The following is a 13,695-nucleotide window of genomic DNA, read 5'->3' as shown; positions in this document are numbered from 1 at the left end:
TGCAACCGTTTTAAGATAGATTTAGTTTCTTTGCAACCAATATGATTAAATATATAACGGTCGTTTTTATTTTACTTTTCAGCACTATTGTTTCAGCACAAATTGGTGGCGAAGCGACCTATCAATTTCTTAATTTAGTGTCTTCACCTCGACAAGCAGCTTTAGGAGGAAAAGTCTTCACGAATGTTGATTACGATGTTACTCAAGCACTATCCAATCCGGCAACCATTAACGTTGAAATGGATAATCAATTAGCGCTTAATTATATGAGCTATTTAGGAGGGATAAGTTATGGTACAGCAGCTTATGCTTACACTTGGGATAGACGAAGACAAACATTCCATATGGGAGTTAGTTATATTAACTATGGAAGTTTTGATGGCTACGATGAGAATGGAAATTCAACAGGATCTTTTACTGGAAATGAAGCGGCATTATCTTTTGGTTATGCAAAACAAATTGGCTATTCCGATTTTTATCTAGGAGGAAACATCAAATTAATTACATCGTTACTAGAGCAGTACAATTCTTTTGGAGCAGCAATAGATGCAGGACTTTTATATATAAATGAAGATATTGAATTCCAAGCAACCTTAGTTGTTAGAAACTTAGGAATGCAAATAACCACCTATGCTGGTTTAAACGAGCCCTTACCTCTTGAAATTGCTTTTGGAATGTCGCAAACCCTTGAACACGTGCCATTACGTTGGCATTTAACCTTTGAGAATTTGCAAAAATGGCCAATCTCAGTTTCAAATCCTGCGAGAGCTGAAACCGATTTAGAAGGAAATCAAACTCAAGAGAAGTCTGGATTCTTTAAAAATGTATTAAACCATACTGTTGTTGGAGCCGAAATTTTTCCAGCTGGCGCTTTTAGTATTAGACTTGGATATAATTTTAGAAGAGGAGAAGAACTTAAAATTGTAGATCAAAGGAATTTTTCTGGTATCTCTGCTGGTATTGGTTTAAAGCTTAATAAACTACGTTTTAGTTTTACCCATGCTCGATACACAAGTGCTGCTAATGCAAACTTTTTTGGATTGCAGCTTGATTTACGATAGTTTGTAAATTCCAATATCTTTGAAAGTTTATATGAAACAAATTACTATAGCCATAGACGGATTTTCTTCTACAGGAAAAAGCACAGTTGCCAAACAATTAGCAAAACATTTAGGCTATATTTATGTGGATTCTGGTGCTATGTATCGTGCTGTTACATGGTTTGCAATGCAACATCATTTTATAGAGAAAGATCACTTCCATATTCAAGACTTAATATCCAATCTTCATAAAATTACAATTAGCTTTAAATTCAATCCAGAATTAGGGTTTGCTGAAGTATACTTAAACGGTAAAAACATTGAACAACAAATTAGAACCTTAGAAGTTTCAAGTTTTGTTAGTCAAATAGCTGAAATTTCTGAAGTCAGAGAACTGTTAGTAAAACAACAACAGAAGATGGGCGAATGTAAAGGGATTGTTATGGATGGTCGCGATATTGGAACAGTAGTTTTTCCAAATGCAGAACTTAAATTGTTTATGACAGCTTCAGCCGAAACAAGAGCCAAAAGACGCTATAATGAGCTAATTGAAAGAGGAGACAATGTCTCTTTTAAAGAAGTTCTTCATAATGTACAGAGCAGAGATTATATAGATTCTCATCGAGAAGATTCTCCACTTACCAAGGCAAATGATGCTATTGAAATTGACAATTCGAACATGTCTTTAGAACAGCAATTCAACAAAATACGTCAACTTGTTGAAACCAAGCTACAAGAAAACCATTAATCCTTTAATTTTAAGAAAAATACATTAGGATATTTTATCTAAAATCATTAATTTTGCACTCCTTTTAGCAAAGAGTCAGAATTTAGAAGGGAACAAAACAAATTTAAACTAACACTTCTGTGTGTTATTTGCTTAAATTTTCTGAAACAACACAGAATACAAAAACATAATGTTATTACGATTTTACATAAAAGTAAATCTTGAAAACATTATTAACTTATTATTAAATGGCTGAAAAAGCAAAACAAGCAGAAGTTGAAGCAACTGAAGCAAAAGCAGTTGAAGTTGAATCAACTGAAACTCAAACAGTAGAAGCTCCAGTAGTATCTGAAGCTCAAGCAAACCCAGAAAAATTCTTAAAAGATTTCAATTGGCACAATTACCAAGAAGGTATTGATGAGGTTGAAGATTCTCAATTACAAGAATTTGAAAAATTAGTAGCCGAAAATTTCGTAGACACTTTAGATGATGAAGTTGTTGAAGGAGAAGTTATTCATCTTACAGATCGTGATGCTATTATAGATATCAACGCAAAATCTGAAGGAGTTATTTCTTTAAATGAATTTCGTTACAATCCAAATTTAAAAGTAGGAGATAAAGTAGAAGTATTAATCGATGTTCGTGAAGATGCAACAGGTCAATTAGTATTATCTCACAGAAAAGCTCGTGTAATTAAAGCTTGGGATCGTGTTAATGCAGCACATGACAATGGTGAAATCGTTAATGGTTTCGTTAAATGTAGAACTAAAGGTGGTATGATTGTAGATGTTTTCGGAATCGAAGCATTCTTACCAGGTTCTCAAATTGACGTAAAACCAATTAGAGATTACGATCAGTATGTTAATAAAACCATGGAATTTAAAGTGGTTAAAATTAACCATGAATTTAAAAACGTTGTGGTTTCTCATAAAGCTCTTATTGAAGCTGATATTGAAGAACAAAAGAAAGAAATTATTGGTCAATTAGAAAAAGGTCAAGTATTAGAAGGTGTTGTTAAAAACATTACTTCTTACGGAGTCTTTATCGATCTTGGTGGCGTAGATGGATTAGTTCATATTACAGATCTTTCTTGGTCTAGAATTAATCATCCAAACGAGATTGTTGAATTAGATCAAAAATTAAACGTTGTAATCCTTGATTTCGACGAAGATAAATCAAGAATCCAATTAGGTCTTAAACAATTATCTAAACATCCATGGGATGCTTTAGGTGAAGAAGTTAAAGTTGGAGACAAAGTAAAAGGTAAAGTAGTTGTTATTGCAGATTACGGTGCATTTATTGAAGTTGCAGATGGTGTTGAAGGTTTAATTCACGTATCTGAAATGTCTTGGTCTACTCACTTACGTTCAGCTCAAGATTTTGTAACAGTTGGAGACGAAGTAGATGCCGTTATTTTAACTTTAGATAGAGAAGATAGAAAAATGTCTCTTGGTATTAAGCAATTAACGCCAGATCCATGGACAGATATTACTTCTAAATACCCTGTAGGCTCTAAGCATTCAGGTATTGTACGTAACTTTACAAACTTTGGTGTTTTTGTTGAATTAGAAGAAGGTATTGATGGATTAATTTACATCTCAGATTTATCTTGGACTAAGAAAATTAAGCATCCAAGTGAATTCTGTAATGTTGGTGATACTTTAGACGTTGTTGTTCTAGAATTAGATGTAGAAGGACGTAAATTAAGTTTAGGTCACAAACAAACTACAGATAACCCTTGGGATAAATACGAAACTGAGTTCGCTTTAGATACAGTACATACAGCAGAAATTGCTGAGGTTGTAGATAAAGGTGCAACTATTGAATTTAACGAAGATATCGTTGCTTTTGTTCCTTCTCGTCACCTTGAAAAAGAAGATGGAAAGAAACTAGGTAAAGGAGATTCTGCTGAATTCAAAATTATTGAATTTAATAAAGAGTTTAAACGTGTTGTTGCTTCACATACTGCTATTTTTAGAGCAGAAGAAGCTGCAAACGTAAAAGCAGCAGTTAAGAAGCAAGAAGCTCAAGCTGCCGAAGCTAAGCCAACTTTAGGTGATGCTAACGATGCTTTACAAGCTCTTAAAGATAAAATGGACGGAAAGAAATAATCTCTTCATTCATTATATAATACTAAAGCCTTCAATTTATTTTGAAGGCTTTTTTTATTACTAGGAAATTAACTTTCAGTTTTAAAATTTTGCATTACCTTTGTTTACCAATTAAGTTTGGAATATATGAGTCAAAAAGTGTTACTTAATGCAATAGAGGTAAACATCATTCTTCATAGACTGGCTTGTCAATTAATTGAAAAACATAAAGACTTTACGAACACCGTATTAATCGGGATTCAGCCTAGAGGTAAATTTCTGGCTGAACGATTAACAAAAATGTTAAGAGAAGATTATCACATAAAAAATGTGCAATTTGGTCTCTTAGACATTACCTTTTTTAGAGACGATTTTCGTAGAGGTGAGAAACCTTTAGAAGCCAATACCACAGAAATTAACTTTATAGTTGAAGATAAAAACATTGTTTTTATTGACGATGTTTTATATACAGGAAGAAGTATAAGGTCGGCATTAACAGCCATTCAATCGTTTGGACGACCTCAGGAAATTGAACTTCTAACACTAATAGATAGACGTTTTAGCAGACACTTACCCATTCAGCCAGATTATAGAGGCAGACAAGTGGACGCTATAAATAATGAAAAAGTCAAAGTAAATTGGATTGAAAATGAAGGTGAAGACTCGGTTTACCTTATAAATTATTAAACTATGAGCGAATTAAGTGTCAACCACTTATTAGGAATAAAGTATCTGAACACTAAAGATATCGAGCTTATTTTTGAAACTGCCGATCACTTTAAAGAAGTGATTAACAGACCCATTAAAAAAGTACCTTCGCTAAGAGATATTACCATTGCTAATTTATTCTTTGAAAATTCAACAAGAACCAAACTCTCTTTTGAATTAGCAGAAAAAAGGCTCTCTGCAGATGTTATTAATTTTTCAGCATCACAATCTTCAGTAAAAAAAGGAGAAACCTTAATCGATACCGTAAATAACATCCTTTCTATGAAAGTGGATATGGTTGTTATGCGACATCCAAATCCAGGAGCTAGTGTCTTTTTATCACAACATGTTGGAGCAAGTATTATTAACGCAGGAGATGGAGCTCACGAACATCCTACACAAGCTTTATTGGATTCTTATTCTATTAGAGAACGATTGGGTGAAGTAAAAGGAAAAAATGTGGTCATTGTTGGTGATATCCTTCATAGTCGTGTGGCACTTTCAAATATCTATGCATTGAAGTTACAAGGTGCTAATGTCATGGTGTGTGGACCAAAAACCTTACTTCCAAAACACATAGATAAACTAGGAGTAAAAGTTGAAACCAACCTTCGTAAAGCATTGAATTGGTGTGATGTAGCAAATATGCTTCGTGTGCAAAACGAACGTATGGAGATTAGTTATTTTCCTTCTACAAGAGAATATACGCAACAGTTTGGAGTAAATAAAGCGTTGTTAGATTCGTTAGACAAAGAAATTACCATCATGCATCCAGGACCTATAAATCGTGGTGTAGAAATAACCAGTGATGTAGCAGACTCTAAACAAGCTATTATTTTAGATCAAGTTCAAAATGGTGTTGCTGTTAGAATGGCAGTTATTTATTTATTAGCTTCAAAAATTAAACAATAAAATATCAAATTATGATTATAGATAAAGATGGTAATATTACCATAATTACTCAAGAAAAAACATCTGTTGTCGAATTGGTAAAAAAATTAGATGTTATTTACAATCGTTATAAAAATGATAACATCATCGTTTCATTAACAAGTTTAAAACCTATTACTTTACAAGAGATTGTGGAATTTTTGCGACTCTCTAATACTCACAGAAAATCCAATCATTCGTTTGTTATTGTTTCAGATAAAGTGAATTTAGATGAGATGCCAGACGAGCTAGTTGTAGTTCCAACAGTCCAAGAAGCTTACGATATTGTAGAGATGGAAGAAATGGAACGCGATTTAGGGTTTTAAAATGTTAAGCTGTTTGTCGTTAAGTTGTTAAGTCGAAAATAATCTACGACAAAACGGTAAACGCTGAAACAACAAACAACATATGAAGTTAACAATCCTCGGTTGCCATAGTGCAACGCCACGTGTAAATACCAATCCAACATCACAAGTATTAGAAATTAATAATCATCTATTTTTAATAGATTGTGGCGAAGGTACTCAAGTGGAGTTACGCAGGAATAAAGTGAAGTTTAACCGAATTAAGCATATCTTTATTTCACATTTACACGGCGATCATTATTTTGGTTTAATCGGCCTCATTTCAACTTTTAGATTATTAACTCGGGAAACCGAATTGCATATATATGCACCTAAGGGTTTGAAAGAACTGGTAACACTTCAAATGAAATTAGCCAGTTCTTGGACTAATTACCTGCTTATTTTTCATGAATTGACATCAAAAGAATCGGAATTAATTTTTGAAGATGAAAAAGTAGAAGTACACACCATTCCTTTAGATCATAGAATTTACACAAACGGATTTTTATTCAAAGAAAAAGAAGGCGAACGTAAATTAGATATGAATGCTGTATTAAATGAAAATATTGATGTTGCTTATTATAATAAGCTGAAACAAGGTTTTGATGTCGAAAATAACCAAGGGGTATTAGTAAAAAACGAAACTGTTACAACACCACCAAATAAGTCGAAAAGCTATGCGTTTTGTAGTGATACTGCTTATAATGAAGATATGGTTAATGTAATTCAAGGAGTCACGGCTTTATATCATGAATCGACATTTTTAGAAAAACATGAAAAATTAGCCCAACCAACAAAGCACAGTACAGCTAAACAAGCTGCAAATATTGCAAAAAAAGCAGAGGTTGAAACTCTTATACTTGGACATTACTCGACACGTTACGACAACCTTTTAGAGTTTAAGACAGAAGCTCAAACTATTTTTGAGAATGTGGAATTAGCTGAAGATGGTAAATCGTTCACTTTTTAATTAAACTCTTTAAGATTAGACATCCAATGAATGGCTTCATCAAGAGAGTGACAACGTTTGACGCTGTTTTTAGAAAAATGTTTCTCTAAAGAGGCGTTCATATAATTAAAATCATTGTAAGCTACCACAGCACTTGCAACTATAAAATTATATTCTTTATAGAAATCTACCCATAGTTGTGGGTTTATCGAATAAGAATTTACTCTGTTTGAAATATATCCAATAATAAAGTTGTCACCATAATATTCGGCAACGGCCGAAATAACTTCTTGAATTTTATCCCAATCAAAATGAATACCTTCATTTAATTCTGAAATGATAAAATTGTCTAAAAAGAAGTAGGTGCCAAAAGAAAACTCTATTTTTGAGTGCTGAAGTTGGTTAAAATATTTACTATTTTCAAAATTCATTTAGGGAAATTATTTCTTAAATTTATATGAAATTGTTTACCTACAAAAGAAAAAATCATATAAAAACTCATATTTTATTGTAATGGATACAGATTTAGGAGGTTACAGAAAGTCTTATGAAAAGCATGAACTTTTATTAAAGGATACACCAGAAAACCCGTTGGAATTATTTCAAAAATGGTTTTTTGAAGTGGATAAATTCTTTCCCGAAATAGAAACTAATGCTATGACGGTTTCTACTTTTGGGTTAGACGGTTATCCAAAAAATAGAGTAGTGTTGCTTAAAAAATTTACGCATGAAGGCTTTATTTTTTACACCAATTATAATAGTGAAAAAGGAAGAGCCATTCAAAACAATCCAAATGTCTGTTTGTCTTTTTTTTGGCATGGAGCAGAACGACAAATTATTATAAAGGGTAAAGCCAAAAAGATTGCTAAAAATTTAAGTGATGGTTATTTTGAGTCAAGACCTCGAGGTAGCCAAATAGGAGCCATTGTTTCAAATCAAAGCGAAGTTATTGAGAGTAGAGATGCTTTAGAAGCAAAATTAGTTTCTCTTGAGAATGCATATGAAGGAAAAGAAATACCTAGACCATCATTTTGGGGAGGTTATATTGTAGAGCCTGTCGAGATAGAATTTTGGCAAGGAAGGCCTAACAGACTGCATGATAGAGTGAGATATTTACTGACTTCAGATTTTGATTGGGTTAAAAATCGTTTATCTCCATAATTTATCCGATTAAATACACTATTTTCTTTTTTTAAACTGCATTTCATCGATAAAATGTATAAAAAATCGATTAAAAGCACGTAGTTTGTCGATTTTAACATTTCTTTAACAGTTTTTTCTAATTAGGATTTTAAATTAGCAATACCAAATCTAAATTACCTAACAATGAAAAAGCCTACTTTACTACCAATTATGGTATTATTTGCTCTGTTTACATTTTCGTGTTCTACAGACAGCCTTGAAGAAACTACCAATAATGTTAATACTAATCTTGTTGTTCCTGAAACTAAAGTAATAGAAATTGAAATCGTTGAATTAATTAACGATTATAGAATTAGTATGGGGTTAAACCCTTTAAATAATATGTCAGTTATTAAGTCTCAAGCCTATACTCATACAGATTACATGATTGATCATGATAACGTTTCTCACGATAACTTTTATCAACGTAAAACTTATTTAATTAATAATGCAGGTGCTAATAAAGTTTCAGAAAATGTTGCTTATGGTTTTACATCTGCTGAGTCTGTAGTAAATGCTTGGTTAAATAGCGAAGGACATCGTGCAAATATTGAAGGAGATTATACAGATTTTGATATTTCTGCAGATCAGAATAGTGATGGAAAATGGTTTTACACAAACATTTTCGTAAAAAAATAAACAGTTTAGGGAGTAAAGTAAATAATATGTAAGCTATATTTATTTTGAATTTTTAACTATAACTAATTAATAGCAACAAAAAAGACCATTCTAATTCTAGAGTGGTCTTTTTTACTTTTACAACTTATTTTAGCTTGTTATAGTATTGTTAAGTATAAGACAAACAATAAAGACTTATTAAAAACCCTTTATTTCGATTATTAACGTTCTTTAGTAGAATTATAGATCAACGTTTTATTAATGTCCTAAGTTCGCTTAAAATAGGAAAGAATTTTATTTGTAATATTTTAAGTTTTAAATTTAAGTAAAAGACATATTCTTTTTATAAGTCTCATTTTTATTTAAAGAATACAAACTTATTAAGTTCATCCTTAGACACAACAATTTTAATTAGTCAAATAACTGTATTAGAAGTTTCTAAGATTTTTAGTAGAAGAAAAATGGAGTGAATTTGTATAATTCAAAAGCCACTCTAGATGAGTGGCTTTTAGGTAATAAGATCATTGTTAGGAAGGTTTAATATGTAAGCTATAGATATTAAAAATAACTAAACCTTATTACACTTTACTATATTTAATTAAGTTATATGAAATGTCTTAATTAATAAATTTTAATGTTTAATCTTCATTATCAGATAAGATAATAAATTTTGATCGTCTATTCTCCTGGTGCTCTTCTTCAGTACATTTTACACCATTTGAACATTGATTTACTAATTGGCTTTCTCCATATCCAATAGCACTTGTAATTCTATCTTGGGCTATGTTTCTAGAGAATAAATAATCTCTGGTAGATTTAGCTCTTCTATCTGAAAGCTTCATGTTATAGCTGTCAGTACCACGACTATCTGTATGAGATTCAATTTTAATAATCATTTTAGGGTGTTCACGCATCACAGAGACAATGTTCTCTAATTCGTAGGCTGCATCTGGTCTAATATCCCATTTATCAAAATTGAAGAAAATTGGATTTATAACAATTTCATTATCATTAATTAATGGTATCAAAAATAAATCTGCTTGATGCTCTTTTCCATGTTCGTCTGTTGTTTCTACTTTAGCAATGGCATCTTTATAATCTGGTTTACTACCTAAAATGGTGTATTTATTATTACAATCTGCTTCAAAAGTATACTCTCCTAATTCGTTAGTTGTCACTTCTTCAACAATTTTACCAGATTCATCTATTAACTGTACTTTTGTCAATGGTAAAGGATTTAAAGTTTTACTATCTCTAGCAATTCCTTTTATACTCTGTTTACATTCATAAATGTTAAACTGGTAAATGTCATCACTTCCTTTTCCATCTTGTCTATTAGATGAGAAGTAACCTATGTTCGTGTCTGAGTCTATTGCAAAGGCAAAATCGTCATAACCACTATTATAAGGAGCTCCAAGGTTTTCAGTCTCAGCATTTTCATCTTTAAGAATTTCAGATTTAAAAATGTCTAATAATCCTAAGTTTAAAAAACCATCTGATGAAAAATACAGGGTACTATCTTTTGCAACAAATGGGTAACTTTCTCGGCCTTCTGTATTAATTTTAGGACCTAAATTTGATACTTCTCCAATGGTTCCAGAATTGCTAATATCTACTTTATATATATCTGTTTGACCCAGACCACCTTCACGATCTGAAGTAAAATATAAAGTTTTGTTATCCGGACTTAAAGCTGGATGATAAGTTGAAAAATCATCGCTATTGATAGCTAGTTCTTCAATATTTGACCAGACACTATCCACTAATTTAGCTTTATATATTTTTAATTGTACAGTTCCTTGTTTATCCATTCTGGCCCTGTTTCTTTTACCCACGTTCATTCTAGAAAAGTACATGGTTTGACCATCTTTTGTCAATGCAGCATCAGCATAGTGTAAGTTGTCTCTATGGACACCTTCAAAAATTAATTTTTTTACATTTGAAATTTCTTTCTTACCATCTTTAGTCGTTATATCACCTTGATATAAGTCTAAAAATGGTTCGTTATTCCATTTGTATATATCATTTTTAGTGTCTCTTGAAGAGGCGAAATATATGGTGCTGTCATGCACTGTAGAGCCAAAATCTGAGTAGTTTGTATTTATAGATAAATTATCTACTTTCACATAAACCCCTTTAGTAGAAGCTAGTTTTTCATAAAGGTGTAGATTACTACTCTTAACATCTTCAACACGACTATCATTATTTTGTATTTCTTTAAATTTGGCTAACCAAACATCAGCTTCATCATAGTTTCCTAAACTACGTTGTGTTTGAATATATTTATAAATAAACTCTGGGCTAATTTTTTTGTCTTTCTCTAAAGCTTTAGCATACCAAACAGCAGCTTGTTTAGAGTCTGAATTGTTGTAATAACAATCTCCTAACCTAGTAAGTACGTGTACATTATCTTCGCCATTATTGACTGCTTCCTGATATAATTCAGCAGCTTTCATATAAGCATAGTTGTCAAAAAATTTGTCAGCAACTTTCTCTTGAGAAAATAGAAAAGTACTACTTAATGCAATTATTGTGAATATGACTTTTGTTTTCATGCTGTTATTTTTTAGAAGTATCTAGGTGATTTGATTCGTTTAGCTTTAAATAATTCGAACATGATTAAAATTTCATGTGTTCCACCAGTATAATCGTTTAGTTCTGAAAGTGGATATTCGTAAGCATACCCAATTCGAAATTGTTTTGAAACTTGAAAATCTGCAAGAGCTCCAAGAGCAGATGTGTTTTCGTTTATTCTGTATCCGCCACCAAGCCAGAATTTTTCATAGAATAAGAAATTTGCAGTGACATCATAAGATAGAGGAGCACCATTGGTAGCTTTAACTAGAAATGCGGGTTTTAATTTTGTGTTTTCACTTAATGTAAACACGTAACCACCTGTAAAATAATAGCTAACACGCTCTAAAGCAGCAATATCAGCATTGTTGCTATCTTTAGCATAATCAGTATTAAGTATTCTTGGAGCAGAAAGCCCTAAATACCACATTTGAGAATGCCAATATAAACCAGCTCCAATATTTGGGCTCCAACGGTCATCTACACCATAAATATTTGGATCTTGTCCTCCAGGATCTACAGCATTTCTATCTAAACTATAACTTGTAAAACCAGCTTTTAAACCAAATGCTAACTTCGTTTTTTCACCTGTTTGAATGGTGTATGAAAAATCTCCATATAAATAAGAAAAGCGTTCATCTCCTAATTTATCATTTATAAAAGACATCCCTAATCCAATCTTTTCATTTCTTAAAGGTGAATTGACGGAAAGTGTTTGAGTAATTGGACCTCCATCAAAGCCAACCCATTGACTTCTATGTAAGGCAACAACACTTAATGTCTCTCGACTTCCTGCATAAGCAGGGTTTATAGCGATGGTGTTATACATATATTGAGTGAATTGTGGTAATTGTTGTGCAATTCCGAACGTACAACTCAATAGTGCTAACGCAACTATATAATGTTTAGTAAGTTTCATAGGTTATAGTTTTATTTGGTTCCTAAGTAGATGTGTCCTGTGAAAGGTTTCAATCCACTATTTTTTAAAGTTACAATGTAATAATATGTTCCATTTGGTACTTTATCTGCATTACCTATTGAGGCTTTAGAAGCAGTTCCATTCCAATTGTTTTGATAGTTACTAGTCTCAAAAATCATAGCACCCCAACGGTTAAATATCTTAACATCAAAGACAAATCCACATTCTTCAATTCCTGAAATTTCAAAGAATTCATTCCATTGGTCACCATTTGGAGTTACAGCTTTTGAGATTGTAATATAATTTGGATCACATGGAGGAGCAGGTAATACAATACAGTCATCATTAATATTAAGATAAACTTCTGTTGTACTTAAACAGCCATTATCAGCAACTGTATAACTAAATACATAATCTCCTAATTCAACACCCAATGGATCAAAATCGCTTCCATTTAGGGTTGCATCTCCAGAAATAACGATCCAAGTTCCTGACATATCTGTACCATAATAGTAATCAAATAAATCAATAACTCCATCATCTGAACATCTACTATCATTTTCTTGAGTAACAGAATCAACGGTTGTTACATAAACAATCTGAGAAGCTGTTCCTATGTTACCACAAGAATCTGTAAACTCCCAAGTCCATATAATTTCATAATCGTTATTTGTTCCATCAAACGAATTATCTTCATTGAAGTCTGTTATTGTAACATCGTTTGTACAATCATCAAAAGTTAGTGTTGGTACTTCTGGTATGTCATCACAATTAACAAATACATCAGATAAGTCGTTTGTTACAACCGGAGCTGTAGTATCAGCAACCGTTATTATTTGAGATACTGATGAAGAATTATCACAAGCATCTGTGAATGTCCAAGTACGAGTAATGATTATGTTACAAGGATCCGTATTATCAGTTGTATCCACACCAGTAACAGTAATATCACCAGCACAATTATCAGCAGCTGTTAAATCACCAGCAGCAGGCACATCAGCGATACACTCGTAAGCAATATCAGCAGGCGCACTAGGAGCCACTGGAGCTGTAGTATCAGCAACCGTTATTATTTGAGATACTGATGAAGAATTATCACAAGCATCTGTGAATGTCCAAGTACGAGTAATGATTATGTTACAAGGATCCGTATTATCAGTTGTATCCACACCAGTAACAGTAATATCACCAGCACAATTATCAGCAGCTGTTAAATCACCAGCAGCAGGCACATCAGCGATACACTCGTAAGCAATATCAGCTGGCGCACTAGGAGCCACTGGAGCTGTAGTATCAGCTACCGTTATTATTTGAGATACTGATGAAGAGTTATCACAAGCATCTGTGAATGTCCAAGTACGAGTAATGATTATGTTACAAGGATCCGTATTATCAGTTGCATCCACACCAGTAACAGTAATATCACCAGCACAATTATCAGCAGCTGTTAAGTCACCAGCAGCAGGCACATCAGCGATACACTCGTAAGCAATATCAGCAGGCGCACTAGGAGCCACTGGAGCTGTAGTATCAGCAACCGTTATTATTTGAGATACTGATGAAGAGTTATCACAAGCATCTGTGAATGTCCAAGTACGAGTAATGATTATGTTA

13 protein-coding genes are annotated in these 13,695 nt (G+C 32.4%); 9 read left to right on the top strand and 4 right to left on the bottom strand.

The window, feature by feature from the left end:
• Nucleotides 1-41 precede the first annotated feature (41 nt).
• From porQ to ACI5KZ_RS12945, 7 genes are all read left to right on the top strand, one after another.
• Nucleotides 42-1,061 carry a type IX secretion system protein PorQ gene (gene porQ / locus ACI5KZ_RS12975; RefSeq protein WP_109308107.1) on the top strand — a complete coding sequence of 340 codons (1,020 nt, stop codon included), beginning with the start codon at nucleotides 42-44 and terminating at the stop codon, nucleotides 1,059-1,061.
• Between the two features lie 31 nt (nucleotides 1,062-1,092).
• A complete protein-coding gene (gene cmk, locus ACI5KZ_RS12970; protein WP_109308108.1) occupies nucleotides 1,093-1,788 on the top strand; it encodes a (d)CMP kinase in 696 nt (231 codons plus the stop codon).
• Between the two features lie 227 nt (nucleotides 1,789-2,015).
• Nucleotides 2,016-3,878 (top strand): 30S ribosomal protein S1, encoded by a 1,863-nt coding sequence (gene rpsA / locus ACI5KZ_RS12965; RefSeq protein ID WP_109308109.1) that lies wholly within the window; start codon nucleotides 2,016-2,018, stop codon nucleotides 3,876-3,878.
• A gap of 126 nt (nucleotides 3,879-4,004) precedes the next feature.
• The gene (pyrR, locus tag ACI5KZ_RS12960; RefSeq protein ID WP_109308110.1) at nucleotides 4,005-4,544 is read left to right on the top strand and encodes a bifunctional pyr operon transcriptional regulator/uracil phosphoribosyltransferase PyrR; all 540 of its coding nucleotides are present in this window, start codon (nucleotides 4,005-4,007) and stop codon (nucleotides 4,542-4,544) included.
• A gap of 3 nt (nucleotides 4,545-4,547) precedes the next feature.
• On the top strand, nucleotides 4,548-5,477 hold the full coding sequence (locus ACI5KZ_RS12955) for an aspartate carbamoyltransferase catalytic subunit (RefSeq protein WP_109308111.1): 930 nt from the start codon (nucleotides 4,548-4,550) through the stop codon (nucleotides 5,475-5,477).
• An 11-nt stretch (nucleotides 5,478-5,488) separates the two neighbouring features.
• Nucleotides 5,489-5,821, top strand: coding sequence for a ribonuclease Z (locus ACI5KZ_RS12950; protein WP_109308112.1), 333 nt, complete (start codon nucleotides 5,489-5,491; stop codon nucleotides 5,819-5,821).
• Nucleotides 5,822-5,903: 82 nt separating this feature from the next.
• Complete coding sequence (locus tag ACI5KZ_RS12945) at nucleotides 5,904-6,809, top strand: ribonuclease Z (RefSeq protein WP_109308113.1); 906 nt, start codon at nucleotides 5,904-5,906, stop codon at nucleotides 6,807-6,809.
• Here the strand turns inward: ACI5KZ_RS12945 and ACI5KZ_RS12940 are convergent.
• Nucleotides 6,806-7,219 carry a hypothetical protein gene (locus tag ACI5KZ_RS12940; RefSeq protein ID WP_109308114.1) on the bottom strand — a complete coding sequence of 138 codons (414 nt, stop codon included), beginning with the start codon at nucleotides 7,217-7,219 and terminating at the stop codon, nucleotides 6,806-6,808. The two genes, ACI5KZ_RS12945 and ACI5KZ_RS12940, sit on opposite strands and share 4 nt — an antisense overlap.
• An 82-nt stretch (nucleotides 7,220-7,301) precedes the next feature.
• Between ACI5KZ_RS12940 and pdxH the strand changes: the two genes are divergently transcribed.
• Entirely contained in the window at nucleotides 7,302-7,949 is a 648-nt protein-coding gene (pdxH, locus tag ACI5KZ_RS12935; protein ID WP_406847855.1) for a pyridoxamine 5'-phosphate oxidase, read from the top strand.
• A 165-nt stretch (nucleotides 7,950-8,114) separates the two neighbouring features.
• Complete coding sequence (locus tag ACI5KZ_RS12930) at nucleotides 8,115-8,609, top strand: CAP domain-containing protein (protein ID WP_406847854.1); 495 nt, start codon at nucleotides 8,115-8,117, stop codon at nucleotides 8,607-8,609.
• 617 nt (nucleotides 8,610-9,226) lie between these two features.
• Here the strand turns inward: ACI5KZ_RS12930 and ACI5KZ_RS12925 are convergent.
• The 3 genes from ACI5KZ_RS12925 to ACI5KZ_RS12915 all read right to left on the bottom strand — a co-directional run.
• Nucleotides 9,227-11,143 (bottom strand): OmpA family protein, encoded by a 1,917-nt coding sequence (locus ACI5KZ_RS12925; protein ID WP_406847853.1) that lies wholly within the window; start codon nucleotides 11,141-11,143, stop codon nucleotides 9,227-9,229.
• A gap of 11 nt (nucleotides 11,144-11,154) precedes the next feature.
• Nucleotides 11,155-12,081, bottom strand: coding sequence for a type IX secretion system membrane protein PorP/SprF (locus tag ACI5KZ_RS12920; RefSeq protein ID WP_109308117.1), 927 nt, complete (start codon nucleotides 12,079-12,081; stop codon nucleotides 11,155-11,157).
• An 11-nt stretch (nucleotides 12,082-12,092) separates the two neighbouring features.
• The coding region (locus tag ACI5KZ_RS12915; protein WP_406847852.1) for a gliding motility-associated C-terminal domain-containing protein at nucleotides 12,093-13,695 on the bottom strand (1,603 nt) is incomplete at its 5' end.

This window comes from Xanthomarina sp. GH4-25 (assembly GCF_045363175.1).
Classification (GTDB): domain Bacteria; phylum Bacteroidota; class Bacteroidia; order Flavobacteriales; family Flavobacteriaceae; genus Xanthomarina.
This window is presented reverse-complemented; position numbering and strand designations above follow the sequence as displayed.